Annotated in this window: 24 protein-coding genes, 1 tRNA gene and 1 pseudogene; 14 read left to right on the top strand and 12 right to left on the bottom strand. The window is 59.6% G+C overall.

The genetic code is table 11. The features are described 5' to 3' along the window. The first annotated feature begins 253 nt into the window (after positions 1–253). The 5 genes and pseudogenes from LRO94_RS21410 to LRO94_RS21390 all read left to right on the top strand — a co-directional run. A tRNA-Ser gene (locus LRO94_RS21410) sits at positions 254–343 on the top strand. Between the two features lie 232 nt (positions 344–575). After that, complete coding sequence (locus tag LRO94_RS21405) at positions 576–923, top strand: metalloregulator ArsR/SmtB family transcription factor (RefSeq protein ID WP_032887533.1); 348 nt, start codon at positions 576–578, stop codon at positions 921–923. A gap of 76 nt (positions 924–999) precedes the next feature. Next, the gene (locus tag LRO94_RS21400; protein ID WP_032887535.1) at positions 1000–1470 is read left to right on the top strand and encodes an arsenate reductase ArsC; all 471 of its coding nucleotides are present in this window, start codon (positions 1000–1002) and stop codon (positions 1468–1470) included. A gap of 12 nt (positions 1471–1482) precedes the next feature. Beyond that, positions 1483–2184 carry an arsenical resistance protein ArsH gene (gene arsH / locus LRO94_RS21395; protein WP_032887537.1) on the top strand — a complete coding sequence of 234 codons (702 nt, stop codon included), beginning with the start codon at positions 1483–1485 and terminating at the stop codon, positions 2182–2184. 9 nt (positions 2185–2193) lie between these two features. Next, positions 2194–2615: pseudogene (locus tag LRO94_RS21390) on the top strand (N-acetyltransferase family protein); the annotation flags it as partial. A gap of 25 nt (positions 2616–2640) precedes the next feature. Here the strand turns inward: LRO94_RS21390 and LRO94_RS21385 are convergent. From LRO94_RS21385 to LRO94_RS21370, 4 genes are all read right to left on the bottom strand, one after another. Beyond that, on the bottom strand, positions 2641–3681 hold the full coding sequence (locus LRO94_RS21385; RefSeq protein ID WP_179180015.1) for a DMT family transporter: 1041 nt from the start codon (positions 3679–3681) through the stop codon (positions 2641–2643). Positions 3682–3743: 62 nt separating this feature from the next. Further along, positions 3744–4079 carry a hypothetical protein gene (locus tag LRO94_RS21380; protein WP_032887540.1) on the bottom strand — a complete coding sequence of 112 codons (336 nt, stop codon included), beginning with the start codon at positions 4077–4079 and terminating at the stop codon, positions 3744–3746. Between the two features lie 92 nt (positions 4080–4171). Next, positions 4172–4747: a DUF4337 domain-containing protein gene (locus tag LRO94_RS21375; RefSeq protein ID WP_179180016.1), complete on the bottom strand. Its 576-nt coding sequence runs from the start codon at positions 4745–4747 to the stop codon at positions 4172–4174. A gap of 54 nt (positions 4748–4801) precedes the next feature. After that, positions 4802–5167 carry a DUF2784 domain-containing protein gene (locus LRO94_RS21370; RefSeq protein WP_032887544.1) on the bottom strand — a complete coding sequence of 122 codons (366 nt, stop codon included), beginning with the start codon at positions 5165–5167 and terminating at the stop codon, positions 4802–4804. 108 nt (positions 5168–5275) lie between these two features. Between LRO94_RS21370 and LRO94_RS21365 the strand changes: the two genes are divergently transcribed. Then, the gene (locus LRO94_RS21365) at positions 5276–5962 is read left to right on the top strand and encodes an HAD-IA family hydrolase (RefSeq protein WP_095185335.1); all 687 of its coding nucleotides are present in this window, start codon (positions 5276–5278) and stop codon (positions 5960–5962) included. Positions 5963–6118: 156 nt separating this feature from the next. Here the strand turns inward: LRO94_RS21365 and LRO94_RS21360 are convergent, their stop codons facing one another. Then, a complete protein-coding gene (locus LRO94_RS21360; RefSeq protein WP_032887548.1) occupies positions 6119–6865 on the bottom strand; it encodes a 3-oxoacyl-ACP reductase family protein in 747 nt (248 codons plus the stop codon). A gap of 126 nt (positions 6866–6991) precedes the next feature. On the opposite strand from LRO94_RS21360, the gene LRO94_RS21355 reads away from it, so the two are divergent. After that, positions 6992–7915 (top strand): LysR family transcriptional regulator, encoded by a 924-nt coding sequence (locus tag LRO94_RS21355; protein WP_099602934.1) that lies wholly within the window; start codon positions 6992–6994, stop codon positions 7913–7915. A gap of 51 nt (positions 7916–7966) precedes the next feature. Here LRO94_RS21355 and LRO94_RS21350 read toward each other — a convergent pair whose 3' ends face one another. From LRO94_RS21350 to LRO94_RS21340, 3 genes are all read right to left on the bottom strand, one after another. Beyond that, the gene (locus LRO94_RS21350; protein WP_032887552.1) at positions 7967–8695 is read right to left on the bottom strand and encodes an aspartate/glutamate racemase family protein; all 729 of its coding nucleotides are present in this window, start codon (positions 8693–8695) and stop codon (positions 7967–7969) included. 13 nt (positions 8696–8708) lie between these two features. Beyond that, entirely contained in the window at positions 8709–10238 is a 1530-nt protein-coding gene (locus tag LRO94_RS21345; protein WP_095185337.1) for an NCS1 family nucleobase:cation symporter-1, read from the bottom strand. A gap of 470 nt (positions 10239–10708) precedes the next feature. Next, positions 10709–11443, bottom strand: a complete 735-nt coding sequence (locus LRO94_RS21340) for a phosphoadenylyl-sulfate reductase (protein ID WP_032887556.1) — start codon at positions 11441–11443, stop codon at positions 10709–10711. Between the two features lie 151 nt (positions 11444–11594). On the opposite strand from LRO94_RS21340, the gene thrH reads away from it, so the two are divergent. Continuing rightward, positions 11595–12212, top strand: coding sequence for a bifunctional phosphoserine phosphatase/homoserine phosphotransferase ThrH (thrH, locus tag LRO94_RS21335; protein ID WP_032887558.1), 618 nt, complete (start codon positions 11595–11597; stop codon positions 12210–12212). 90 nt (positions 12213–12302) lie between these two features. Here the strand turns inward: thrH and pabB are convergent, their stop codons facing one another. The 4 genes from pabB to rloA all read right to left on the bottom strand — a co-directional run bounded on the left by pabB (position 12303) and on the right by rloA (position 16803). Further along, positions 12303–13646 carry an aminodeoxychorismate synthase component I gene (gene pabB, locus LRO94_RS21330; protein WP_179180017.1) on the bottom strand — a complete coding sequence of 448 codons (1344 nt, stop codon included), beginning with the start codon at positions 13644–13646 and terminating at the stop codon, positions 12303–12305. Positions 13647–13745: 99 nt separating this feature from the next. Then, complete coding sequence (locus LRO94_RS21325) at positions 13746–14732, bottom strand: alpha-L-glutamate ligase-like protein (RefSeq protein ID WP_032887562.1); 987 nt, start codon at positions 14730–14732, stop codon at positions 13746–13748. Beyond that, a complete protein-coding gene (rloB, locus tag LRO94_RS21320) occupies positions 14732–16264 on the bottom strand; it encodes an osmotic stress tolerance membrane protein RloB (protein ID WP_032887564.1) in 1533 nt (510 codons plus the stop codon). Before rloB ends, LRO94_RS21325 begins: the two co-directional genes overlap by 1 nt. A gap of 5 nt (positions 16265–16269) precedes the next feature. Continuing rightward, positions 16270–16803, bottom strand: coding sequence for a retropepsin-like aspartic peptidase RloA (gene rloA / locus LRO94_RS21315; RefSeq protein ID WP_032887566.1), 534 nt, complete (start codon positions 16801–16803; stop codon positions 16270–16272). Positions 16804–17074: 271 nt separating this feature from the next. Here rloA and LRO94_RS21310 point away from each other — a divergent pair, with 271 nt between their 5' ends. The 6 genes from LRO94_RS21310 to prpD all read left to right on the top strand — a co-directional run bounded on the left by LRO94_RS21310 (position 17075) and on the right by prpD (position 25558). Then, positions 17075–17785 carry a GntR family transcriptional regulator gene (locus LRO94_RS21310; RefSeq protein ID WP_032887568.1) on the top strand — a complete coding sequence of 237 codons (711 nt, stop codon included), beginning with the start codon at positions 17075–17077 and terminating at the stop codon, positions 17783–17785. Then, entirely contained in the window at positions 17782–18675 is an 894-nt protein-coding gene (gene prpB, locus LRO94_RS21305; RefSeq protein ID WP_015885362.1) for a methylisocitrate lyase, read from the top strand. The genes LRO94_RS21310 and prpB overlap by 4 nt, the downstream gene beginning before the upstream one ends. Positions 18676–18717: 42 nt before the next feature. Then, the gene (gene prpC / locus LRO94_RS21300) at positions 18718–19845 is read left to right on the top strand and encodes a bifunctional 2-methylcitrate synthase/citrate synthase (protein WP_032887571.1); all 1128 of its coding nucleotides are present in this window, start codon (positions 18718–18720) and stop codon (positions 19843–19845) included. Positions 19846–20055: 210 nt separating this feature from the next. Then, the gene (acnD, locus tag LRO94_RS21295) at positions 20056–22650 is read left to right on the top strand and encodes a Fe/S-dependent 2-methylisocitrate dehydratase AcnD (RefSeq protein WP_032887573.1); all 2595 of its coding nucleotides are present in this window, start codon (positions 20056–20058) and stop codon (positions 22648–22650) included. A 10-nt stretch (positions 22651–22660) separates the two neighbouring features. Then, positions 22661–23851, top strand: coding sequence for a 2-methylaconitate cis-trans isomerase PrpF (prpF, locus tag LRO94_RS21290; protein WP_095185342.1), 1191 nt, complete (start codon positions 22661–22663; stop codon positions 23849–23851). Positions 23852–24073: 222 nt separating this feature from the next. After that, positions 24074–25558 (top strand): 2-methylcitrate dehydratase, encoded by a 1485-nt coding sequence (gene prpD / locus LRO94_RS21285; protein WP_032887577.1) that lies wholly within the window; start codon positions 24074–24076, stop codon positions 25556–25558. The last annotated feature ends 37 nt before the right edge of the window (positions 25559–25595 follow it).

Genomic DNA, 25595 nt, shown 5'->3' with positions numbered 1-25595 from the left:
GTAAAGCGCAATGACTGACTGGCCAGTCAGCCTTTTCCCGTATCCCTGGTCGAAAATGGCCTGCAGCCGGGCACAGTATCCAGCGAAGACCCTCTGAACCCTCCCCGAGATTGGCATAATCACCGTCCTCCCGCGGGCCCATTCCGGTATAACCGTCTAACCGCATGAAAATTCTGAAAAAAACCTTTGCCATCAGAAAGGCTTTCGACTACATTAGCGCGCCTCGACAGACTGAACTGGTTTGACGAGATACGGTGAAGTGTCCGAGTGGCTTAAGGAGCACGCCTGGAAAGTGTGTATACAAGAAATTGTATCGAGAGTTCGAATCTCTCCTTCACCGCCACATTAAGTAAACACAAACCCCTGATTTTCCTAGAGAAAGTCGGGGGTTTGTGGTTTTTGGGATTCAAAAAAAGCCCCGTTAGCGGGTTTGCGACAGGGTTATCTCGTATGGGCGCTCACGAAGGTCCTACGTACGGTTCCCATCGCCCCAAAGAAACCCACCCGATCGATAGCTTGCTTTAAATATGTGTGTATCCGTATATTCGGTTATTCACATATAGCAAGTGGCCCACATGATTACGCCTCCAGAAGTGTTTAAGAGCCTTGCAGAGGAAACTCGCGCACGCGCTACTTTGCTGATTGCCTCCCAAGGAGAGCTCTGCGTCTGCGAACTGATGTGCGCTCTCGGCGACAGCCAATCGAAGATCAGCCGTCACCTCGCACAGTTACGCAGCAGTGGTCTCCTGCTGGATCGTCGGCAGGGACTCTGGGTTTACTACCGCTTAAATCCGGACCTTCCCAGCTGGGTGCACGAGATCCTGCAAGTGACGTTACGAGCCAACGTTCACTGGCTGCAGGGCGACACTTCCCGTCTACAGAATATGGATGGACGCCCTGTCCGCGATGTTGCCTGCTGCTAATCCCAACTGTTAACCCTATCGAAGCTGGCGCTGCGCCTAAGTGTTTAATGCCCGCGAAGAGTGGAAGGAGTAATTAATGCGAGTCTTGTTCATGTGCACGGCCAACAGCTGCCGAAGCATTCTTTCAGAAGCCATGTTCAACCACCTGGCGCCGGAGGGTTTCAAAGCGGTGAGCTCCGGAAGCTTTCCCAAGGGGCAGGTGCTACCTCGCAGTTTGACGACTTTGACCCAGTCGGGCATTTCCATCGAAGGCTTGAGCAGCAAGGGCAACGAAGCCTTCGAAGATAACCCTCCGGATATCGTCATTACCGTATGCGACAAGGCAGCAGGCGAGTCTTGCCCGGTGTATTTCGGCCCAGCCGTGAAAGCTCATTGGGGCCTGGAAGATCCTTCCGATGTGATGGGGGGCGAAGAAGAAGTTGATGCCGCTTTCCGAGCCACGCTCGCTTGCATCGAAAAACGCTGTAAAGCGTTCTTTGCGCTTCCCTTCAACAGCCTCAGCCGCGATGAACTCAAACGCGAGCTGGATCAAATCAGCAAACACTGAGAAGGAGGACATATGTCAGAGCAACTGCCCAACCTAGACCTCTCTCTGTTCGACCCCCTGCCAATTGCATCTCGCCCGAAAGATCAAAAGCCTCGAATTCTCTTGCTGTATGGGTCGACCCGCGAGCGCTCTTTCAGCCGTCTCCTCGTCGAAGAAGCTGCGCGTTTACTGGAGCACTTTGGTGCGCAAACCCGTGTGTTCAATCCTAGTGGGTTGCCACTGCCCGACGACGCATCGGTGAATCATCCTAAGGTGCAGGAACTGCGGGATCTGATGTTGTGGTCGGAAGGTCAGGTCTGGTGTTCACCAGAACGGCATGGCGCGATGTCAGCGGTGTTCAAGGCGCAGATCGACTGGGTGCCTCTTGAACTCGGCGCTGTTCGCCCCACCCAGGGAAAGACCCTGGCCGTGATGCAGGTCTGCGGTGGGTCACAGTCCTTCAATGTGGTTAATCAGTTGAGGGTACTGGGTCGCTGGATGCGCATGTTCACGATACCCAATCAATCCTCTGTACCGAAAGCCTATATGGAGTTCGACGAGGCAGGCCGAATGAAGCCTTCTGCTTTTTACGATCGCGTGGTCGATGTGATGGAGGAACTGGTGAAGTTCACCCTGTTGCTGCGTGACCAAAAGGCGTTTTTGGTGGATCGTTACTCGGAACGCAAGGAAAGCGCGGAACAGCTCATGGCGCGCGTGAACCAGCGTTCAATCTGAGTTCAATCAATGTCCATTGAAATCAGAGCGGCACGGCTTGGAGATGCTGTTGCCATCCAGGCTATCTATGCCTCGGTAGTGACCGGCTCGGCTATTTCCTTTGAAGAGGTGCCGCCTAGTATTGAAGAGATACAGCAGCGCATTGAGCTAACGCTGCGGATCTATCCATATCTGGTGGCGGTTCGAGAAGGCAAGGTGGTCGGCATATGCTTATGCAAGTCAGCACCGAGCTTCTGGTTCGGCAGGGCTATCGTCCGGCCTATGCTGGCATTTCTCAGCCCAATTCAGGCAGCGTCAAGTTGCATGAGCGGTTTGGCTTCCAACACATCGGTACCTATCCTCAAGTCGGTTATAAGCTCGGTCAGTGGCACGATGTGGGCTATTGGCACCTTGAGTTAGCGGATAAAAGCCAGCCGATCGGGCGTCTGTTGGTCTCAGAGCCATGCCCATCGCCCCTCAATGCCTGTGCCGATGATGCACATCCGGAAAATGCGCATGGCTGTGCCTCAGCGGACTGTGCACATGCACATGGCTATGGGGCTCAGCCGGATCCCACTCAAACCCATGCTCATGTTGGTGATGTTCATCATGCACATGCCGATGTCCGTGCTCCATGGCCTCATGCTGATGATTATGGGCATGCCGTTCCGTCAGGTGCAGCCAAACGCCCATGGCCATCAACGCCGATGCAATCCAGAAAGCCAATGTCACTGACTCACCCAACATCAGCACCGCAATCGCGGCACCCAGAAACGGCGCGGTAGAAAAATAGGCTCCCGTGCGTGCACTGCCCAGTCCGCGCAGCGCCAGCACGAACATCACCAGGCTGATGCCATAGCCCAGAAAACCAACCAGCAAGATAGGCGTCAGTTGCGCCATACCCGGGATTTGCGCTCCGAAATAGAGCGCCAACCCGCCATTCACCAGCCCCGCAATCAACCCCTTGGTCCCGGCGATAAACAGCGCGTCCGACGCAGACACTTTGCGCGTCAGGTTGTTATCAATCCCCCAGCACAGGCACGCCACGGCAACCGCCAGCGGCCCCGTCCAGTCATGGCTCGTGCCACCGCCGTCGGCCCATGACAACACCACGCCGCCCAGCACGATGGCGATCATCCCCAGGACGATGCGACGGTCGGCGTTTTCCTTGAACACGACCCAGGCGATGACGGCGGTCAGCACTGATTCCAGGTTGAGCATCAGGGAGGCGGTTGCGCCGGCCGTGCGGGTCAGGCCGAACATCAGCGCGACAGGCCCGAGGATGCCGCCGAATGCGATGGCGCCGAGCAGCCAGGGCCATTCCGATGAGGTCAGTCCGCTGGGTTTCCAGCCACGATCACGGATCAGGCGCACGCCGGCGAGACCGACGCCGCTGCCGAGGTAGAGCAGGCCGGCGAGCAGCACGGGCGAGAGGCCCAGGCCGAGGTTTTTGGCGAGCGGGGTGCTGGCGCCGAACAGGGCGGCGGCGGCGAGTGCGTAGAGGATACTGAGGTTCATGGGTCATCCTCGAAAGGGTGGCCCATGATACGTCGCGGGCTCAGGTGAAAGCCCGAGCGGATTTACTGCGCGGTTTTCAGCTTGATCACATCACCGGAAATCTTGGTGGTGTAACCGCTGAGGACCCAGGCCCAGAACCAGTTTTCCTGCACTTGGGTGTTGATCAGCGCATCGCCGCCTTTTGCTTTGATGGCGGCATCCTGGGCGCGCACGAAACGGCTGTTCTGGCCGATCGGGATCACGCCGAACAGCATAATGCCGGTGGCGCTGGCTTCACTGTGGCCCAGGACGGTGTATTGGCTGCTGTCGTATTGCGGGGATTTGATGGCGGTGCCGGTGCAGCCTGCAAGCGTGAAACCGAGAACGGCTGCTGCAACCACTTTACTGATGTACTTCACTGGGAAACTCCATGGACTAAAGCCCGAGATTCAATTCTCGGGGGGCGTACTTTAATCGCCCCGGCAGGGGATTGAAATCAATCTTCCCGTCGTCAGATGTGCAACCACGCCAGGCTGCCTAACACCACCGCCACACCCGCCGCCGTATACGCCATGCGCTTCAACCACTCCTTCCTTGTGAGCAACGTAATTGCCGCCAGCGAAATCGCGATCTGAATCGCGGTCATCGCCTGGGCCCAGCGGTGGTGCTGGTGCAACGCCTGTTCTGATTTTTCATCCCATTCCCGCGAGGTGGCCTCAAGCTTTTCTGCCTGCTGGCGCACGTCTTCCTTCTGGCTTTTGTAGCGCTCGATCTCGCCCTTGTAATGCGCAGCGTCTACGCCGATATGGGTGGCCAACTCCGCCAGGTTTTGGCGGCTGGATTTGGCCTGGTAGTAGTTCCACTGGTTGGCGGCTTCGGTCTTGATGATGGCCGCGTTGTTTTTGTCCATCGCCGCTTCGCTTTCGGTGGAACCGGCCTGGTAGCTGAGCATGGCGCCGAGAGTGGCCATCAGCGCGGTCATGACGGCGATTCGGCTGGCGAAACGGTCTCCTCTTGCGTGGGCATGTTCGGTGGTGTGTTCGATGTGTTTTTCGTGGGGGCTGGGGACTTCGAAGGCTTCGGACATGGCGGCGGCTATGAAGGGACTGAGGGAGTCTGATTCTTCACCCGTGCGGCTGTCTCAAGGCTGTACGTAACGCCGAATCAGCCGCGTATACACCGCGATATTGATCACTAACACCAATGCACCCAGCGCCAGTTGAATCTGCGGAGTCAGGCCAGCCGGATAGATGAGCGTAAGAATGTAGTGTTCGATGAATCCGCCGCCGTAGCCGTCTTGACCGGCGAGATGGCGAAGCAAGTTTTCCCAGCGCGTGAGTGGGCACGGCAGGTGAAAGACCTCGACGGCCACGCCCCACGCGGCAGCGGGCAAGTGCAGCCAGATAACCGGCCGCCACTTAAGGGCCAGCAGCCCGCCGAATAATACGAACAGGATAAAACACAGGTGAAACAGCACGAGGCTGTCGGCAGCTAGACGGTAGAGCATTGTGCGCGCTTCAAAAAGGGGAGGGCGTAGTCTAAGGGTTGCCCGCAGGTAAGCGGGACCGTTATTGTGCTGAATCCTTTTAGTCCTTCCTCCCAAGGATCTGTTGTGATGAATTCGCCACGTACCGTTGCCCCGATCAAGGCTGTGATTTTCGATATGGACGGGTTGTTGCTCGATACAGAAGGCATCTACACCGAAGTCACGCAGATCATCGCCGAGCGCTACGGTCGTACTTATGATTGGGGGATCAAGCAGCATATTATTGGCCGTGGCGCCCAGGACCTGGCCGATTACGTGGTCAAGGCATTGGACTTGCCGATCACACCGGCGCAGTTTCTGGAAATTCGCGAACCGTTGATGAGCGAGCGCTTTCCAAAGGCCCTGGGCATGCCCGGTGCCGAGGCGCTGGTTCGGCACTTGAAGGCACACAACATTCCGATTGCCGTGGGCACCAGTTCGTCGCGCAATTCGTTTGGCCACAAAACCACGTTGCACCGCGAGTGGTTTAGCCTGTTTGGGACCATCGTTACCGCAGATGACCCCGAAGTTGGCGCCGCCAAACCTGCACCGGATATCTTCCTTACCGCCGCGCGCCGCCTGGGCGTTGCCCCTGAGGATTGCCTGGTGTTCGAGGATTCGCCCTTTGGTGTAACGGCTGCGAAGGCCGCCCATATGACCGCCATCGCCGTGCCCGACGAAGCCATGGCCGACAGCAAGTACCAGCATGCCGATCAGATCATCCGCAAGCTTGCGGACTTTGACCTGGCGGCCTATGGCTTGCCGCCAATCTCCTGACCTTACTCGGTAAAAAATGTGGGAGGGGGCTTGCTCCCGATGGCGGAGTGTCAGTCACCATTGAGCTGGCTGACACTCCGCCATCGGGAGCAAGCCCCCTCCCACATTTGTTTTTGCAGGGATTCAGAAAATTTGGTTTTGCAGGGATTCAGAAAATCAGGCGCTGAACCCACCATCAATGGTCAGGCTGGCACCGGTGATATACCCCGCTTCCGGTCCGGCCAGATAGGCCACGAAACTGGCAATCTCTTCCACATGTCCGTAACGCCCCACCGCCATTAACCCGATCAGGCTCTCGGCAAAATCACTGTTTGCCGGGTTCATATCGGTGTCCACCGGCCCAGGCTGCACATTATTGATGGTGATGCCCCTCGGTCCCAGATCTCGCGCCAACCCCTTGGTCAGGCCCACCAGTGCCGCTTTGCTCATCGCGTACGGGCCACCTCCGCCAAAGGGCATGCGTTCAGCATTGGTGCTGCCGATGTTGATCACCCGACCACCTTCACCCATATGCTTGGCGGCTTCCTGGGTAGCGATAAACACGCTGCGCACGTTGATCGCCAAGGTTTGGTCGAAGTCTTCCAGCTTGAAGTCTTCCAGCGGTGCGATGGCCAGCACGCCAGCGTTATTCACCAGGATGTCCAGGCGGCCAAAGGCTTCCACGGTGGTATTGACCGCGTTGCGGATCGCAGTGGCATCGGCGCTGTCGGCGTGAATCGCCAGGGCTTTGCCGCCGGCGCTGATTACGCTGTTCTGCAACTCTTCTGCCTTGGCGGCCGAGCTGACATAGGTGAAGGCGACCGCTGCGCCTTGGGCGGCGAGGCGCTTGACGATGGCGGCGCCGATACCGCGGGAACCGCCTTGAATCAAGGCGACTTTGCCGCTGAGGTTGAGTGTGGTCATGTCGATCTCCTGGCTGTTCAAGGCAGGCTGCCTTGTTGTTGGAGCCGAGTATCGACTTCACCCAGCCCTACCGGTAGACCGTGATTGCTATAGTCTGTGTAAACCTAAAGTTTAGAGTGGGGCGTGATGGAAAGCTTTGGAAGTATCGAATGCTTCGTGCGCAGCGCCGAAGGTGGCAGCTTTGCCGAAGCGGCGCGGCACTTGAGCCTGACCCCGGCGGCGGTCGGTAAAAGCGTCGCCAAGCTGGAAGCGCGCCTCGGTGTGCGGCTCTTCCAGCGCAGCACCCGGCGCCTCACGCTGACTGAAGCCGGCAAGCTGTTTCTAGAAGAGGTCAGCGCCAGCCTTACCACTATCCAGAACGCCGTCGCCAACCTGGCCAGCGCCGAAGGGCGACCGGTGGGTACGCTCAAGGTCAGCATGGGCACGGTGTTCGGCAATCGCTATGTGGTCCCGCTGCTGGGGGAGTTTATGCGGCGTTTCCCGGATATCAGCCCGGACTGGCATTTTGATAACCGCCAGGTGGACCTGATCGGCCAAGGCTTTGATGCCGCGATTGGCGGCGGTTTTGAACTGCCCCAAGGCGTGGTGGCGCGCAAGTTGACGCCCGCGCACCGGGTGCTGGTGGCTTCACCGGGTTACCTGGCGCAACGCCCACCGGTGCGCGAGCCCGAAGACCTGTCGCGGTGCAAAGGTATCCTGATCCGCTCACCGCAAACCGGGCGTATCCGTTCCTGGCAGTTGACCAGTGTCGAACGTGAATGCCGCCCGCTGGTGCTCAAACCCGGCATGACCATGAGCGACTCCGAAGCCGCCTGCCGCGCCAGCGCTCAAGGCTTGGGAATTGCGCTGGTGAGCATGCCCATGGCCGTGCCGTTCCTCGACAGCGGCGAGGTGGTAAGGGTATTGCCCGACTGGTACGTCGACGACGGCAATATTTCCATCTACTACGCCGAGCACAAACTGCTGCCCGGCAAGACCCGGGCGTTTGTGGACTTCATCATTGAGCAGTTTGCCGAAAAAAAACTGGGGCAAAGGTTCAGCGCAATCTAAAACCAGACGCAGCTCGAAATGTGGGAGGTGGCTTGCTCCCACATTTGATTTTCAGCGGCCGAACCGGGTCGGCCAGCCAATGACCTTCTTCGGCCGAGGCGTCGCGTAAGTCCGGATCTTCGACGTCGACAACCCCAGCCGCACCAAGGATTCGGCGATGGTCACCGCCGCCGTCACGCCATCCACCACCGGCACCCCGGTGCGCTGGCGAATCTGCTCATCCAGCCCGGCCATGCCGCCGCAACCCAGGCAAATCACTTCGGCCTTGTCCTCGCGGATGGCCAGTTCCGCTTGGCGCACGATGGCTTCCATCGCGGCCAACGGGTCTTCTTCCAGCTCCAAAACCGCCATGCCACTGGCCCGAACTGAAGCACAGCGCTGGTACAGGCCGGCAAGTTTCAGGCGGTCTTCGATCAGCGGCACGGTGCGGTCCAGGGTGGTCACCACCGAATAGGCATGGCCCAGGAACATCGCCGTGCTGGCCGCCGCTTCGGTGATATCCACCACCGGCACATTCAATAACTCCTGCAAACCTTCCCGGCCGTGTTCGCCGTAGCCGGCCTGGATCACCGCATCGAACGGTTGGTCGTAAGCCATTACCCGGTCCATCACGGCGATGGCGGCCAGGTAGCTCTCAAAATTGCCTTCAACCGATTCCGCGCCGAAGTACGGGGTAAGTCCGACAATCTCAGTGCCCGGCGAGGCCACGGCCCGCGCTTGCTGGGCGATGGTTTCAGTGATGGATTCGGTGGTGTTGACGTTGACCACGAGGATACGCATGGAAGGTCCTTACTCAGTGACTGACGTTATCGACGGCAATGCTTTCGCCGCTGACATCGGCGTAGAACGGCTGGCGCTTGGCGATCAGCAGGTACAGCAACCCTGCAATACCGGCGCCAAACAACCAGGAAAACGGTGAGACGCTGGCAAATCCCGGCAACAGCGCCAGCAGGATGGCGATGATGGCCGCAGGAATAAACGCCGCCACTGCACGCATATTCACCCCACGGCTGTAGTAATAAACGCCATTCGGGTTTTCGCTATACAGCTGCGGTACGTCCACCTGGCTTTTACGGATCAGCCAGTAGTCAACCATGATCACCCCGTACAACGGGCCTAGCAGTGCGCCGAGGCCAGAGAGGAAATACACGATCACCAGCGGGCTGTTGTAGAGGTTCCACGGCAGAATCAATACAGCCACGGTGGCGCTGATCAGACCCGCACGGCGGAAGTTCAGGTACTTGGGCGCCAGGTTGCTCAGCACAAAGGCTGGCGCAACGAAGTTGGCCATGATGTTCACCGCCACGGTGACGATCAGGAACGCCAGGCAGCCCAGCACGAGAAAGAAGGTATTGGGGATGGCCGCGATGATTTCAGTCGGGCTTTCGATCACCCGGCCATTGAGTTGGAATTGTCCGCCGCAGAGCAACACGGTGATTGCGGCAAACACCAGGATATTCACCGGCAAGCCCCAGAAGTTGCCGACCAGAATGGTCTTGCGGCACGGCGAAGAGCGTGCAAAGTCGCAGAAGTTGAGGATCAGCGTGCCGTAGATCGCCAGCCATAGCGCGCCGCCGGCAAAGATATTGCGCCACATCTCGCCACCGCTCAGCGGTTCGCGGATCGACCAGGCAATGTTGCCGCCGGCCTGGAAGTACATCCAACCGGCCAGCGACGCCACAGTCAGCAAAATCACCGGCCCGGCGAAGCCTTCATAGCGCCGTACCATCTCCATGCCGTAGGCCAGGATCACCAGTTGTACGAACCATATCGCCACAAAACACGCCCAGCCAAGGGATGACAGGCCGAGGATTGAGTTGTGGTCATAGTCGGCAAACCCTGGATGAATTGCCGTCAGCAGCACGCGGAAAACCACCGAGGCCAGGTAGGTCTGGATACCAAACCAGGCAATCGCAATGACCGCGCGGATCAACGCGGGAATCTGTGCGCCGTGAATGCCGAAACTGATACGGCTGATGACCGGAAACGGTACGCCGGTCTTCTGCCCCATATACCCCGACAAGTTCATGAAGAAGTACACCAGCGCCGCACCGATCCCCAGGGATAACAGGATCTGCCAGCCGCCGAGGCCCAGTGCATATAAGCCAATGGCGAACGAATAGTTGGCGATGTTGTGCACGTCATTGGTCCACAACGCAAAGATGCTGTAGCGCCCCCACCGACGGCCTTCGATCTTGGTCGGCGCCAGGTCTTTATTGTGCAGGCGTGGGCTGAGCACTAACGGGCCGGGGCATGCGGCGTCCGGGTTCAGGGCGGAGGAGGGCAGATCCAGTGCGATATTGTTCGAGAGGCTTGTACGCATTCCGGCAGGCTCCAGCATATCTGCCGGGAAGAGGCAGATGGCAAAGTGTATGTATGTTTTGTATTTATTGTATACAAAGCGCAATTCACCTTAAGCCACATGCGTGCCAGTTTTGGATCTATGAAAGTCCTGGGTAATTTCGTTTTTATAGGTTGGTTAAATAAATAACTGAATTTAAAGAGATATAAATTGACCGACTGAACAGCTATTTATTTTTGGGTTGCCAGTATGCGATTTGCCAGGCCAATCGAGGGGAGGGGAGAGGTGTTACGTTATGGTGCGGCCGAATAAGAATTGCACACATAAATGGCACCGATGGTTACATGTATGTGTACATCTCCAACACTCAATACAAGACAAATGTGGGAGGGGGCTTGCCCCCGATAGCGGCCTGTCAGTCAATCTATGTTTGACTGGAAAACCGCTATCGGGGGCGAGCCCCCTCCCACATTTTCTAACCGCGTCAGCCCTTAGGCCTTGCTGATGATATTCCCGGCGTGCAGCCCGCATTCTTTCTGCGTGGCTTCTTCCCACCACCAACGACCCTCTCGCTCATGCTGGTTCGGCAGCACAGGCCGGGTGCATGGCTCACACCCGATGCTGATAAAACCGCGCTCATGCAAGCTGTTGTACGGCAGCTCCAGCATGCGGATATAGCCCCAGATCTCTTCGCTGCTCATCTGCGCCAGCGGGTTGAATTTGTATAGGGTGCGTTCCGGGGTAGAGAAGGCGGTGTCGATCTCCAGCGCCGCCACTTGGCTGCGGGTGCCAGGGCTCTGGTCACGGCGTTGGCCGGTGGCCCAGGCACTCACGCCCGACAGCTTGCGGCGCAGCGGCTCGATCTTGCGCACGCCGCAGCATTCGCCATGACCATCCTTGTAGAAGCTGAACAGACCTTTCTCCTTGACGAAGGGCTCCAGCTTGCTCTGGTCCGGCGAAATCAGTTCGATGTCGATCTTGTAGAAGTCGCGCACCTGCTCGATAAACCGGTAGGTCTCCGGGTGCAGACGGCCGGTGTCGAGGCTGAACACCTTGACGTTCTTGTTCAGCTTCCAGGCCATGTCCACCAGCACCACGTCCTCGGCGCCGCTGAAGGAGATCCACAGGTCATCGCCGAACTGGCTGAACGCCAGCTTGAGAATGTCCTGGGCGGATTTGTTGGCGTAAGTCGCGGCGAGTTCAGCGACGTCGAAGGCTTGGTTCATCAGGACGGTTCCTACAGGTCAGTGGCGCTGAGCGCTCTATAGGGGAGCGATGGTATCAAAATCCGCTCCGCGTTGCGGCGGCGAGCTTGAATCGCTAGAGTTCGGCAGTCCTTTTGCTCGCTCAACTAACAACATCCAATAGGAGTGTCTTGTGGAAATTGCCTGTCTCGACCTGGAAGGGGTACTGGTACCGGAAATCTGGATCGCCTTCGCCGAAAAAACCGGTATTGAATCGCTACGGGCCACCACCCGGGACATTCCTGACTACGACGTGCTGATGCAGCAGCGCCTGCGCATTCTCGACGAGCACGGGCTCAAGCTCGCCGATATCCAGGCAGTGATCGCCACGCTCAAGCCTTTGGACGGCGCCATCGAGTTCGTCAACTGGCTGCGCGAGCGTTTTCAGGTGGTGATCCTGTCCGACACCTTCTACGAATTTTCCCAGCCGCTTATGCGCCAACTGGGTTTCCCGACTCTGCTGTGCCACCGCCTCATCACCGATGAATCCGACAGGGTGGTGAGCTACCAACTGCGCCAGAAAGACCCCAAGCGCCAGTCGGTATTGGCGTTCAAGACTCTTTACTACCGCGTGATCGCCGCTGGCGACTCCTACAACGACACCACCATGTTGGGCGAGGCCGACCGTGGGATTCTGTTCCATGCGCCGGAGAATGTGATTCGCGAGTTCCCGCAATTCCCGGCGGTGCATACGTTTGAGGATTTGAAGAAAGAGTTCATCAAGGCGTCGAATCGGTCGCTGAGCCTCTAAAGCGGATTGTGGCGAGCGGGCTTGCCCCCGGAATGGGACTGCTGCGCAGTCCAACGCGAGCAAGCTCCCTCGACACAAGAGGTCTACCTGCTACAACCCTTCCAGCGTTTGCAGCAAAACCCGCACCTTCGTCAGCGACTCCTGATACTCGGCCTCCCACTGCGAATCCGCGACAATCCCGCCGCCGCCCCAGCAGCACACTTGCCCATCCTTGACCAATAAGCTGCGAATGGCGATGGAGCTGTCCATCTCGCCGCGTACGTCCAGGTACACCAGCGAACCGCAGTACAAGCCGCGTCGGGTGGGTTCCAGTTCGTCGATGATCTGCATGGCGCGAATCTTCGGCGCGCCGGTGATGGACCCACCAGGGAAGCTGCCGGCGATCAGGTCGAGGGCGTCTTTGTCGTCGGCCAGTGTGCCGGTGACGCTGCTCACCAGGTGGTGCACGTTGGGGTAGCTTTCCAGGCTGAACAACTCCGGCACGCTCACCGAGCCGGTGCGGCAACTGCGCCCCAGGTCGTTGCGCAGCAGGTCGACGATCATCAGGTTTTCGGCGCGATCCTTGGGGCTGGCCAGCAGTTCCGTGGCGTGGGCGGCGTCTTCTTCAGGCGTGACACCGCGTGGGCGAGTGCCTTTGATCGGGCGGGTTTCGACCTGGCGCTCGCTGACGCGCACGAAACGCTCCGGTGACAGGCTCAATACCGCGCCGTCATTGGGCAGGCTCTGGAATCCGGAGAAGGGCGTCGGGCAGGCTTCGCGCAAGGCGCAATAGGCGACCCAAGGATCACCGCTGCACGGCGCACGAAAACGTTGGGCGAAGTTGACCTGGTAGCAGTCGCCGGCCTGGATGTAATCCTGGATGCGCTCAATGGCCTGATGGTAAGCCTCGACGCTGAGATCCGGTGCCATGGGGCCCTGCAATTTGAAGGTTGCAGGGGCGGTGGCAGCGTCACCGCTGAACAGCGTGATCAGTCGCTGCCGTTCGCTATCGGCCAGCGCCGGGTGAAATACCAGTTGGCTGGTCTGTGCCAAGTGGTCGCTGATCAGCGCCCAGGCATACAGTCCAAAACGCGCATCCGGCAGGTGCAAATCATCCACCGCCAAGTGCGGCAGCTGTTCCAAATGCCGGCCAAAGTCGTAGCTCAGGTAGCCGATCAAGCCACCGGCAAACGGCAACTCATAGCCGTCGGGCAATTTCGCTTCACCCAACTGTGAAAGGTTTTTCCGTAATCGCCGCAGGAAGTTGCTGCCGCTTTCGTCAGGATCCACTGCAAGAGTCGCCTCGGGCCAGGCGCTGAGCAGGTCATAACGACCGCGTTCGGCAGCAGGTCGGCCGCTGTCGAGCAGGACCGCGCCGGGTGCATGGCGAATCGCCGCAAAATACTCGGCGGGGTTGGCCCGATAGGGCAGCGGGTGTACTGAACAGGTCGACATGCGAGGGTGGATCAGCCAAGGCGCGGGGGAGGGGATTGTAGTCCCCTGTAGGATTTGCTCCTAGAGGGGATGTCGGCGATAGACAGTTCGAAGACCGGATCAGCCTTCTACGGGAGGAATATGCCCAAACATTTCCTGCACAAACTTCACCCGCTCTTCCGGGGTTTCCGTCACGCCGGCGGCTTTGAGTGCTTCCAGTCGTGCTTCTACCGCGTGGGTGCGCAAGGTCAGGCCGCAATCGTTGGCGATCTGGATGTTCAGCCCTGGCCGCGCATTGAGCTCCAGGATCAGCGGGCCTTTTTCCTGGTCCAGCACCATGTCCACACCGATGTAGCCCAGCCCGCATAGCTCATAGCAGCCGGCGGCCAGCTTCATGAAACCGTCCCAGTTGGGCAGTTGCACGCCATCCACCGCGTTAGTGGTGTCGGGGTGTTTGGTGATGATGTTGTTCAGCCAGGTACCGCGCAGGGTCAGGCCGGTGGCAAGGTCCACACCGACGCCAATCGCGCCCTGGTGCAGGTTGGCCTTGCCGCCGGACTGGCGGGTCGGCAACCGCAGCATGGCCATCACCGGGTAGCCCATCAGCACGATGATGCGGATATCCGGAACGCCTTCGTAGCTGATGCTCTTGAAGATCTGGTCGGGTACCACGCGGTACTCGATCAGCGCGCGGTCACGGTGGCCGCCCAGGGAATACAGGCCGGTGAGGATGCTGGAAATCTGATGCTCGATCTCTTCATGGCTGATGATCTTGCCAGACACCGTGCGGTAGCGCCCTTCAAAACGGTCCGCCACCACGAGAATGCCGTCACCGCCGGCGCCCTGGGCCGGCTTGATCACGAAGTCGCTGCGCCCACCGATAATTTCATCGAGCTTGTCGATTTCCTTCTCGGTGGAGATCACTCCATACATTTCCGGCACGTGGATACCCGCCGCGATCGCCCGTTCCTTGGTGATGATCTTGTCATCCACGATCGGGTACAGGCTGCGCTTGTTGTACTTGAGCACGTAATCGGCGTTACGCCGGTTGATGCCCATGATTCCCCGCGCTTCCAGGGCTTTCCAGGTCTTCCAGAAACCGAACATTACTTATCAGCCTTCAAGAACGCCTTGAAACGCACCAGCTCAGTCAGGCGGTAGCCGCGATAACGACCCATGGCCAGCATGAAGCCCACCAGGATCAGGAGGATCGCAGGGAAGGTGAACACGAAGTACACCAACTCCGGCACGCTCATAATCAAGTGCGCCAGGGACGCAGCGAACAACGTACCAATCGCCACTTTCAACGCATGGTTGGCACCGCGTTCTTCCCAGGTGATCGACAGGCGTTCGATGGTCATGGTCAGGATCACCATCGGGAACAGTGCCACCGACAGCCCGCGCTCCAGCCCCAGTTTATGGCTGAACAGACTGATGGCCGCGATCAGCACCACCACGAAGGTCAGCACCACCGACAGCCTCGGCAGCATTTGCAGCTTCAAGTGTTCCAGGTACGACCTGAGTGACAGCCCCAGTGCCGTAATAATGGTGAAAAGCACGATTCCGAAGCCCAATTGCGTCTCGCGGAACGCGAGGGCAATCAGCACTGGCGTGAACGTGCCCAGGGTCTGCAGGCCGATCAGGTTGCGCAGGATCAGAATCACCAGCACGCCAATCGGGATCATCACCATGATCATGAACGTCTGCTGGGTTTGCAGTGGCAGGCCGTACAGCGAGTATTCGAGGAAGTTGGCGTCGGTGTTTTCATCCGTCAGCTTGGCCAGGCGAATCGCGTTCATTTCGCTGTTGTTCAGGCTGAACGTCACCATGGCTTTCTTGCCGCCGTCGACCGTGATCAGGTTTTCATCGCCGGTCCACCACAGCAAGCGGTCGCTGGGCAGGCCCTGTTCGCCGGTTTCCGGGTTGAAGTAGAGCCAGTCATTGCCATTAAAGCTGCGCAGCCAGAGTTCGGGCGTTTGCGGCTGGTCGGCGACCAGGCGGATGGTGTGGACCTTTTCCACCGGCACGTGGGCGATGGACAGCAGCAACTCGACGATCTTGGCTTTGTGAGGCGTGGACGGGTCGCCGGCCAGCAACAACTTCACATTGTCGTCGTTGAGGTTGTTGGTGCGCTTGATGGCTTCGGTAATGAAGGTTTCGACGTCGGCCGAATGCTGGCGGATCGGCGCCAGCAGGGCTTCGGCGGCGATTTTTTCCGGGCCTTCCACCGCGATGCTGTCGCGGAACGTTGGGCCTTTGATCTTGGTTTTTTCACCGCTGTAACGCTTGGTCAGCACCAGGCGGTAATACAGGGTCTGGTTGCCGTTAGCGCGGCGTGCCGACCAGGTGACCTTACGGTTACCGTCAATACGATTGACGCTCACCCCATAGTTGTTCGAGATAAAGCTCTCATTAAGGCTGACGAAGTCGCGGCTCAGGGGCGGCACGAACATCTGGATCTTCACCGGGTCCTTCGGATTGGCGACGAACTCGACCTTGGCGTCGATGTTCCACAAATCGTCGGTCGCGTCCTCAGTGACAGGAATGCCCAGCACGAAGATCTGGTAGGCGGTGACCGAAATACCCAGCACCACCAGGATGGCGATCAGGATTTTCAGGTGCAGGGTAAGAGAGCGCATTCGGTTTACTCGGCGGTATGAGCGTCGGCGGCGCAGGCGGGTTTGCCTGCTGCGTATTTAAGACTGGGGTCGACCAGCGCATCAAAGCGTTTCAACGCTTCGGAGCCGATCAGCAGCGGATATTGGAATGCGCTGCGGTCAGTCAAGTTCACTTCGATGCTGCGTAAAGCGGTGCCCATGCAGATATCCAGGGCTATCACTGGACGGGCGGTGTAGTTCTTGTCCTCATCGGGGTCGTAGTCACCGGCGCGGCGTTTGATCTTGCTGACGCGGGCCAGGGGCCGTTCGATGGGGTGGGAATGGGCGGTGTCGATGGCCAGGTAGAAGCGCACCCAGGATTCGCCGTTGCGCTTGAAGCGCTTGATATCACGGGCGCTGAGGGAGGCGGTCTTGGCGCCGGTGTCCAGCTTGGCGGCCACTTCAAGGTCGATGCCAGCCAATTGGGCATATTCATTGAGGCCATACACGGTCTTCTCGGCGGCAACGCCAAGGCCGGGGATGAACAGTAGGCAAAACAGGGGGAAGGGCTTGAGTCTCATAGATCCTGAGGCGGTGCAGTGCGATGTTCAATTCAAGGCGACTGGCATTGCTGCGCAAACTCCCTCGTGCGCCGTTTCATCAAGCGATGTCAGGCAAATGCGGCGGCATTCTAACATGATGCTTTTTTGGCGCCACCGCTGGCAGGCGGCCATGCTCCGAACGCGTGCAACAAGGGTTATTAGACGATTGTCGACAATGTGTATTTATTCTTTGACTATCCAGGCCTGATTGGCTAGTTTTTGCGGCATTGCTTTTTAAGGTGTCGACAATATGCTGGTTCAGCCTGAAGCTCCGATAGTCGTGTCGGACGAATCCCAAACGATGTCGGAGAACGTTTTCCGGCGCATCCAGGCCGCCATCGTCAAAGGCGAGATCGCCCCCGGCAGCAAGATCTCCGAACCGGAACTGGCCCGCACCTACGGCATCAGCCGTGGCCCGTTGCGTGAGGCGATCCACCGCCTGGAAGGCCAGCGCCTGCTGGTGCGCGTGCCCCATGTGGGCGCGCGGGTCGTGTCCCTGAGCCACGCCGAGCTGATCGAACTCTATGAAATCCGCGAATCTCTGGAAGGCATGGCCTGCCGCCTGGCCGCCGAGCGCATGACCGACGCCGAAATCGAAGAGCTGCGCCAAGTGCTGCACACCCACGAACGGGATGCTGCGTTCCAGGCCGGCGTCGGCTACTACCAGCAAGAAGGCGACTTCGACTTTCATTACCGGATAATTCAAGGCGCCGGTAACCGCACCCTGACCCAAATGCTCTGCGGCGAGCTGTACCAGTTGGTGCGCATGTACCGCATCCAGTTCTCCACCACCCCCAATCGTCCACGCCAGGCTTTTGCCGAGCATCACCGCATTCTTGACGCGATTGCCGATCGCGACGGTGAACTGGCCGAACTGCTGATGCGCCGTCATATCGGCGCGTCCAAACGCAACATTGCCCGTCACTTCCCGGACGGCGCCCCTGATAGAGGTGAGTCATGAGTTCGAACAATAAAAGCACACCCGGCCAGCGTTTCCGTGACGCAGTCGCCAGTGAACAGCCGTTGCAGGTAGTCGGCGCAATCAACGCCAACCACGCGCTGCTGGCCAAGCGCGCTGGCTTCAAGGCGATCTACCTGTCAGGCGGGGGCGTGGCGGCCGGTTCCCTGGGCGTGCCCGACCTGGGCATCACTGGCCTGGATGACGTGCTCACCGACGTGCGCCGCATCACCGACGTCTGCGACCTGCCGCTATTGGTGGACGTGGACACCGGTTTTGGCTCCTCGGCGTTCAACGTGGCGCGCACCGTCAAATCGATGATCAAGTTCGGCGCCGCTGCGATTCATATCGAAGACCAGGTCGGCGCCAAGCGCTGCGGCCATCGTCCGAATAAAGAAATCGTGTCCCAGCAGGAAATGGTCGACCGCATCAAGGCCGCCGTGGATGCGCGCACCGATGACAGCTTCGTGATCATGGCGCGTACCGATGCCTTGGCCGTCGAAGGGTTGGAGTCCGCCCTGGAGCGTGCCGCCGCCTGCATCGAGGCTGGTGCCGACATGGTGTTCCCGGAAGCCATTACTGAACTGGAGATGTACAAACTGTTCGCCGCCCGTGTGAAAGCGCCGATCCTGGCCAACATCACCGAATTTGGCGCGACGCCGCTGTACACCACCGAACAGTTGAAATCTGCTGATGTTTCCATCGTGCTGTATCCGCTCTCGGCCTTTCGCGCCATGAACAAGGCCGCCGAGAACGTTTACACCGCGATCCGTCGCGACGGCACCCAACAGAACGTGATCGACACCATGCAAACCCGCATGGAGCTTTACGATCGCATCGACTACCACACCTTCGAGCAGAAGCTCGACGCGCTGTTCGCCGCGAAGAAGTGACGAACACGTCTCCCTGAATAACGACAAAATTGGAGAAAAACCATGGCTGAAGCAAAAGTACTGAGTGGCGCCGGCCTGCGTGGCCAGGTCGCCGGGCAAACTGCACTGTCCACCGTGGGCCAGGCCGGTGCCGGCCTGACCTATCGCGGCTACGATGTTCGCGAACTTGCTGCCGATGCGCAGTTTGAGGAAGTCGCCTACCTGCTGCTGTACGGCGAATTGCCGACCAAAGCCGAATTGGCCGCGTACAGCCAGAAGCTGAGCAAGCTGCGCGACCTGCCGCAAGCGCTCAAGGAAGTGCTGGAACGCATCCCCGCCGACGCCCATCCGATGGACGTGATGCGCACCGGTTGTTCGTTCCTGGGCAACATCGAGCCGGAAAAAGACTTCAGCGTGCAGCGCGATGTCACCGACCGCTTGCTCGCCGCCTTCCCGGCAATCATGTGTTACTGGTACCGCTTCAGCCACGACGGTAAGCGCATCGACTGCGTGACCGACGAGCCGAGTATCGGTGGTCATTTCCTGCACCTGCTGCACGGCGAGAAACCGAGCGAGCTGCATGAGAAGGTCATGAACGTCTCGCTGATCCTTTACGCCGAGCACGAATTCAACGCCTCGACCTTCACCGCTCGCGTGTGTGCCTCGACCCTGTCCGATCTCTACTCCTGCGTCACTGCCGCCATTGGCTCCCTGCGCGGTCCGCTGCATGGCGGCGCCAACGAAGCGGCGATGGAAATGATCGAGCGTTTCGGTTCGGCAGAGGAGGCTGTCGAAGGCACCCTCGGCATGCTGGCGCGCAAAGACAAGATCATGGGCTTCGGCCACGCGATCTACAAAGACAACGACCCGCGTAATGAAGTGATCAAGGGCTGGTCGAAAAAACTCGCTGACGAAGTGGGCGACACCGTGCTGTTCCCTGTCTCCGAAGCCATCGACAAGACCATGTGGGAACAGAAAAAACTCTTCCCTAATGCCGACTTCTACCATGCCTCGGCGTATCACTTCATGGGCATTCCGACCAAGCTGTTCACGCCGATCTTCGTGTGCTCGCGGCTTACAGGATGGGCAGCCCACGTATTCGAGCAACGCGCCAACAACCGCATCATCCGTCCAAGCGCCGAGTACACCGGCGTCGAACAGCGCAAGTTCGTGCCAATCGAACGTCGCTGAAGGCTGACGATCCCAGGATTGGAATGAGGTCAAAGTGTGGGAGGGGGCTTGCTCCCGATGGCGGTATGTCATTCAACACCTATGGCAACTGATAAACCGCTATCGGGGGCAAGTCGAAACGTCGCACCGCCCCTCCCACATTTGAATCGCATTTCAATTCTGGATCGGCCCAGGTCTTCCTTTTGTAATCACCGTGACCGAGTCCTGACGATGAACACAGAATTTCGCAAACCGCTCCCCGGCAGCCGCCTGGATTTCTTCGACGCCCGTGCGGCAGTCGAAGCAATCACCCCTGGCGCCTACGCCACCTTGCCCTACACCTCCCGCGTACTGGCAGAAAACCTGGTGCGCCGCTGCGACCCGGCCACTCTCAATGCTTCCCTGAGCCAGTTGATCGAACGCAAGCGCGATCTCGACTTCCCCTGGTTCCCGGCGCGTGTGGTGTGCCACGACATTCTTGGCCAGACCGCGTTGGTCGACCTCGCCGGCCTGCGCGATGCCATCGCCCTGCAAGGCGGTGACCCGGCCCAGGTCAACCCGGTGGTGCCGACCCAATTGATCGTTGACCACTCCCTGGCCGTCGAAGCCGGGGGTTTTGACCCCGATGCGTTCGAGAAAAATCGCGCCATTGAAGACCGTCGCAACGAAGACCGTTTCCACTTTATCGAGTGGACCAAAAAGGCCTTCAAGAACGTCGACGTGATCCCGCCGGGTAACGGCATCATGCACCAGATCAACCTGGAGAAAATGTCCCCGGTGATCCAGGTGCGTGACGGCGTGGCGTTTCCGGATACCTGCGTCGGCACCGACAGCCACACGCCCCACGTGGATGCTCTGGGCGTGATCGCCATTGGCGTCGGCGGCCTGGAAGCGGAGAGCGTGATGCTCGGTCGCGCCTCGTGGATGCGCCTGCCGGAAAGCGTCGGTGTCGAGCTGACGGGCAAGCTGCTGCCGGGCATCACCGCCACCGATATGGTGCTGGCGCTGACCGAGTTCCTGCGCCAACAGAAAGTCGTCGGCGCATGGCTGGAGTTCTTTGGCGAAGGCGCATCAAACCTGACCTTGGGCGACCGCGCGACCATCTCCAACATGGCCCCGGAATACGGCGCCACGGCAGCGATGTTTTATATCGACCAACAAACCATCGCCTACCTGAAACTCACTGGCCGTGAAGATCAACAGGTCGCACTGGTCGAGCAATATGCGCGTCACACCGGTCTGTGGGCGGATGATTTGAAAGGCGCGCAGTACGAGCGCGGCCTGACCTTCGACCTGTCCAGCGTCGTGCGCAACATGGCCGGCCCGAGCAATCCCCACGCCCGCGTCGCCACCCGCGACCTGGCGGCCAAAGGTATCTCCGGACAGTGGGATGAAGTGCCAGGGCAAATGCCTGATGGCGCGGTGATCATCGCCGCCATCACCAGTTGCACCAACACCAGCAACCCGCGCAACGTGATCGCCGCCGGGCTGTTGGCGCGCAATGCCAACAAGCTGGGGCTCAAGCGCAAGCCGTGGGTCAAATCCTCCTTGGCACCCGGTTCGAAAACCGTGGCCATGTACCTGGAAGAAGCCGGCCTCGGTCACGAACTCGATAAGCTCGGTTTCGGCGTGGTGGCGTTTGCCTGCACCACCTGCAACGGCATGTCCGGCGCGCTCGACCCGGTGATCCAGCAAGAGATCATCGACCGCGACCTGTACGCCACCGCCGTACTGTCGGGTAATCGCAACTTCGACGGGCGCATTCACCCTTACGCCAAGCAAGCCTTCCTCGCGTCGCCGCCGTTGGTGGTGGCGTATGCGATTGCCGGCACCATCCGTTTCGACATCGAGAAGGACGTGCTCGGCCTCGACGCCGACGGCAAGGAAATCCGCCTGCAGGACATCTGGCCGAGCGACGAAGAAATCGATGCGGTGGTCAAGGCCTCGGTCAAGCCGGAGCAGTTCCGCGCGGTGTATATCCCGATGTTTGCGATCCACGAAGACACTGGCCCCAAAGTCGCGCCGCTGTACGACTGGCGTCCGCAGAGCACGTATATCCGCCGTCCGCCGTATTGGGAAGGTGCGCTGGCCGGAGCGCGTCCGCTGAAGGGCATGCGCCCGCTGGCGGTGCTGCCGGACAACATCACCACCGATCACCTGTCGCCGTCCAACGCGATCATGCTCGACAGCGCTGCCGGTGAATACCTGGCGAAAATGGGCCTGCCGGAAGTCGACTTCAACTCCTACGCAACCCACCGCGGCGACCATTTGACCGCGCAGCGCGCAACGTTCGCCAACCCGAAACTGTTCAACGAAATGGTGGTGGAAAACGGCAAGGTCAAACAGGGTTCCCTGGCGCGCATCGAGCCGGAAGGCCAGGTTACGCGGATGTGGGAAGCCATCGAAACCTACATGGAGCGCAAGCAGCCGCTGATCATCATCGCCGGTGCCGATTACGGCCAGGGCTCGTCCCGCGACTGGGCGGCCAAGGGCGTGCGCCTTGCTGGTGTGGAGGCGATTGCCGCCGAAGGTTTCGAGCGCATCCACCGCACCAACCTGGTGGGCATGGGCGTGTTGCCCCTGGAGTTTTTGCCGGGAACCGACCGTCACACCTTGCACATCGACGGCAGTGAAACCTATGACGTGGTCGGCGAGCGCACCCCGCGTGCGCAGTTGACCCTGGTGATCAATCGCAAGAATGGCGAACGTGTCGAAGTGCCGGTGACCTGCCGCCTCGACACCGCCGAAGAAGTGTCGATCTATGAGGCGGGCGGCGTGTTGCAACGTTTTGCCCAGGACTTCCTGGAATCGGCGGCGACCGCTTAAGAGGACAACCATGGCACACGTACCGCAAATCAAGATCCCCGCCACCTATATGCGTGGCGGCACGAGCAAGGGCGTATTTTTCAGCCTCCAGGACCTGCCCGCCTCGGCGCAGGTACCGGGCGCTGCCCGCGATGCCTTGTTGTTGCGGGTGATCGGCAGCCCCGATCCCTACGACAAACAAATCGACGGCATGGGCGGCGCCACATCGAGCACCAGTAAAAGCGTGATTCTGGCCAAAAGCACCCGCGCCGAGCACGACGTGGACTACCTGTTTGGCCAAGTCTCCATCGACAAACCCTTTGTCGACTGGAGCGGCAACTGCGGCAACCTGTCGGCGGCGGTGGGTTCGTTCGCCATCACCGCCGGGTTGGTCGACCCGGCTCGCATTCCGCACAACGGCGTGGCCGTGGTGCGTGTGTGGCAGGCCAATATCGGCAAGACCATCATCGCCCACGTACCGATTACCGACGGCGCTGTGCAGGAAACCGGCGACTTCGAACTGGACGGCGTGACCTTTCCGGCCGCCGAAGTGCAGCTGGAATTCATGGACCCGGCGGCAGAAGAAGAGGGCGGCGGCGGCTCGATGTTTCCCACCGGCAACCTGGTCGATGACCTGGAAGTGCCCGGTGTCGGCACCTTCAAGGCCACGCTGATCAACGCCGGCATCCCGACGATTTTCATCAACGCCGAAGACCTCGGCTACACCGGCACCGAGCTGCAAGGCGCGATCAACGGCGACCCCAAGGCTTTGGCCATGTTCGAGACCGTGCGGGCCTATGGCGCGTTGCGCATGGGCCTGATCAAACACCTGGACGAAGCCGCCCAGCGCCAGCACACGCCGAAGGTCGCATTTGTGGCCAAGCCTGCGGATTACGTGGCGTCCAGCGGCAAGGCGATCAAGGCTGGCGATGTGGATTTGCTGGTGCGCGCCCTGTCCATGGGCAAGCTGCACCACGCCATGATGGGCACGGCTGCCGTGGCGATTGGCACGGCAGCGGCGATTTCCGGGACATTGGTCAACCTCGCCGCAGGCGGCATTGAACGTAATGCGGTGCGCTTCGGGCATCCGTCCGGCACGTTGCGCGTGGGGGCTGAAGCCACCCAGGTGAACGGTGAGTGGGTGGTGAAGAAAGCCATCATGAGCCGCAGTGCACGGGTGTTGATGGAAGGTTTCGTCCGCGTACCCGGCGACTCTTTCTAAAGTCCAACACCAATCCCTTGTGGGAGAGGCGGTGCGACGATTCGACTTGCCCTTGATAGCGGTGTGTCAGTCGACACATTCATCACTGATCCATCGCCATCGGGGGCAAGTCGAATCGTCGCACCGCCCCCCCCCACAGTCATAAGCAGGCATTCAGACCTGCGAAACGATCAACCCTGACCCTGAGGATGCAACAACCCTAACTCACTTTGGAGATCTGCCATGAGCACCAACGTCGACCAGAACAACCGCCCCGACTACGACCAGGTTCTGCAGGACATCGCCGACTACGTCCTCACCTACCGGATCGACTCCCCAGCCGCCCTCGACACCGCCCGCAACTGCCTGATGGACACCCTCGGTTGCGGCCTCCTGGCGCTGCGTTTTCCCGAGTGCACCAAGCACCTGGGGCCGATCGTCGAGGGCACGGTGGTGCCGTTCGGTGCGCGAGTGCCGGGCACGTCGTTGCGCCTGGATCCGGTCAAGGCCGCCTGGGACATCGGCTGCATCGTGCGTTGGCTCGACTACAACGACACCTGGCTCGCCGCTGAATGGGGCCACCCTTCGGATAACCTCGGTGGCATTCTGGCCGTGGCCGATCACCTGTCGCAAAAACGTGTGGCCAATGGTGATGCGCCGCTGACCGTGCGTGCGGTGTTGGAAGCGATGATCATGGCCCACGAAATTCAGGGCGTTATTGCGCTGGAAAACTCGTTCAACCGTGTCGGCCTCGACCATGTGCTGCTGGTCAAAGTCGCCTCGACGGCGGTCACTGCCAAGCTGATGGGCGCCACCCGTGAGCAACTGCTGGCGGCCTTGTCCCACGCGTTTGTGGATGGGCAAGCGCTGCGCACTTACCGCCATGCGCCGAATGCCGGCTCGCGCAAATCCTGGGCGGCGGGTGATGCATCAAGCCGTGGCGTGCGCCTGGCGGATATCGCGCTGCGTGGCGAGATGGGCATTCCCGGTGTCTTAAGCGCGCCGCAGTGGGGCTTTTACGACGTGTTGTTCAGCCACACCAACAAGGACCTGGCGCTCAAGCCCGAGGACAAGCGCGCGTTCAGTCTTTCCCAGGCGTACGGCACCTATGTGATGGAAAACGTGCTGTTCAAGATCAGCTTCCCCGCCGAGTTCCATGCGCAAACAGCCTGCGAAGCGGCGGTGACCTTGCATCCTCAGGTCAAACATCGACTGCATGAGATCGAGCGCATCGTGATCACTACCCATGAGTCGGCGATCCGCATCATTTCCAAGGTGGGTCAGTTGGCCAATGCCGCTGATCGCGACCACTGTTTGCAATACATGACCGCCGTGCCTCTGGCGTTCGGCAATCTGGTGGCCGAGCAGTACGAAGATGAATTCCATGCAGCCCACCCGATCATTGATGAGCTGCGCGACAAGATGGTCATTGTCGAAGACCCACGCTACAGCCGCGAATACCTGGAGGCCGACAAACGTTCCATCGCCAATGCAGTGCAGGTGTTCTTCAAGGATGGCTCCAGCACCCAGCAGGTGGCGGTGGAATATCCCATCGGCCATCGTCGCCGTCGCGTGGATGGCATTCCGTTGCTGGAAGACAAGTTCAAGGCCAACCTGGCGACGCGGTTTACCGCGCAACGCAGCGCCGAGATCTTTGCGTTGTGCAAGGACCAGGCGAAGCTTGAGGCCACAGCTGTAAACCGCTTCATGGACCTGTTCGTGATCTAGCAGGCGACGCAAAACTAAAAATGTGGGAGGGCGGCGT

Origin of the sequence: Pseudomonas sivasensis, from assembly GCF_021391435.1 — a bacterium.
GTDB lineage: Bacteria > Pseudomonadota > Gammaproteobacteria > Pseudomonadales > Pseudomonadaceae > Aquipseudomonas > Aquipseudomonas sivasensis.
The sequence above is the reverse complement of the archived record's forward strand: the minus strand, read 5'-3'. Positions and strand labels throughout refer to the sequence as shown.

What these genes read in the sequence shown, in the direction of transcription:
- arsH (WP_032887537.1), top strand. Translation starts at nt 1,483, where the DNA reads ATGTCAGAGCAACTGCCCAACCTAGACCTCTCTCTGTTCGACCCCCTG.
- LRO94_RS21345 (WP_095185337.1), bottom strand. Translation starts at nt 10,238, where the DNA reads ATGCGTACAAGCCTCTCGAACAATATCGCACTGGATCTGCCCTCCTCC.
- LRO94_RS21375 (WP_179180016.1), bottom strand. Translation starts at nt 4,747, where the DNA reads ATGTCCGAAGCCTTCGAAGTCCCCAGCCCCCACGAAAAACACATCGAA.
- LRO94_RS21405 (WP_032887533.1), top strand. Translation starts at nt 576, where the DNA reads ATGATTACGCCTCCAGAAGTGTTTAAGAGCCTTGCAGAGGAAACTCGC.
- pabB (WP_179180017.1), bottom strand. Translation starts at nt 13,646, where the DNA reads ATGTCGACCTGTTCAGTACACCCGCTGCCCTATCGGGCCAACCCCGCC.
- acnD (WP_032887573.1), top strand. Translation starts at nt 20,056, where the DNA reads ATGAACACAGAATTTCGCAAACCGCTCCCCGGCAGCCGCCTGGATTTC.
- LRO94_RS21325 (WP_032887562.1), bottom strand. Translation starts at nt 14,732, where the DNA reads ATGTTCGGTTTCTGGAAGACCTGGAAAGCCCTGGAAGCGCGGGGAATC.
- prpD (WP_032887577.1), top strand. Translation starts at nt 24,074, where the DNA reads ATGAGCACCAACGTCGACCAGAACAACCGCCCCGACTACGACCAGGTT.
- LRO94_RS21310 (WP_032887568.1), top strand. Translation starts at nt 17,075, where the DNA reads ATGCTGGTTCAGCCTGAAGCTCCGATAGTCGTGTCGGACGAATCCCAA.
- LRO94_RS21385 (WP_179180015.1), bottom strand. Translation starts at nt 3,681, where the DNA reads ATGAACCTCAGTATCCTCTACGCACTCGCCGCCGCCGCCCTGTTCGGC.
- LRO94_RS21355 (WP_099602934.1), top strand. Translation starts at nt 6,992, where the DNA reads ATGGAAAGCTTTGGAAGTATCGAATGCTTCGTGCGCAGCGCCGAAGGT.
- LRO94_RS21350 (WP_032887552.1), bottom strand. Translation starts at nt 8,695, where the DNA reads ATGCGTATCCTCGTGGTCAACGTCAACACCACCGAATCCATCACTGAA.
- rloB (WP_032887564.1), bottom strand. Translation starts at nt 16,264, where the DNA reads ATGCGCTCTCTTACCCTGCACCTGAAAATCCTGATCGCCATCCTGGTG.
- LRO94_RS21340 (WP_032887556.1), bottom strand. Translation starts at nt 11,443, where the DNA reads ATGAACCAAGCCTTCGACGTCGCTGAACTCGCCGCGACTTACGCCAAC.
- LRO94_RS21370 (WP_032887544.1), bottom strand. Translation starts at nt 5,167, where the DNA reads ATGCTCTACCGTCTAGCTGCCGACAGCCTCGTGCTGTTTCACCTGTGT.
- prpC (WP_032887571.1), top strand. Translation starts at nt 18,718, where the DNA reads ATGGCTGAAGCAAAAGTACTGAGTGGCGCCGGCCTGCGTGGCCAGGTC.
- LRO94_RS21400 (WP_032887535.1), top strand. Translation starts at nt 1,000, where the DNA reads ATGCGAGTCTTGTTCATGTGCACGGCCAACAGCTGCCGAAGCATTCTT.
- prpB (WP_015885362.1), top strand. Translation starts at nt 17,782, where the DNA reads ATGAGTTCGAACAATAAAAGCACACCCGGCCAGCGTTTCCGTGACGCA.
- prpF (WP_095185342.1), top strand. Translation starts at nt 22,661, where the DNA reads ATGGCACACGTACCGCAAATCAAGATCCCCGCCACCTATATGCGTGGC.
- rloA (WP_032887566.1), bottom strand. Translation starts at nt 16,803, where the DNA reads ATGAGACTCAAGCCCTTCCCCCTGTTTTGCCTACTGTTCATCCCCGGC.
- LRO94_RS21360 (WP_032887548.1), bottom strand. Translation starts at nt 6,865, where the DNA reads ATGACCACACTCAACCTCAGCGGCAAAGTCGCCTTGATTCAAGGCGGT.
- LRO94_RS21365 (WP_095185335.1), top strand. Translation starts at nt 5,276, where the DNA reads ATGAATTCGCCACGTACCGTTGCCCCGATCAAGGCTGTGATTTTCGAT.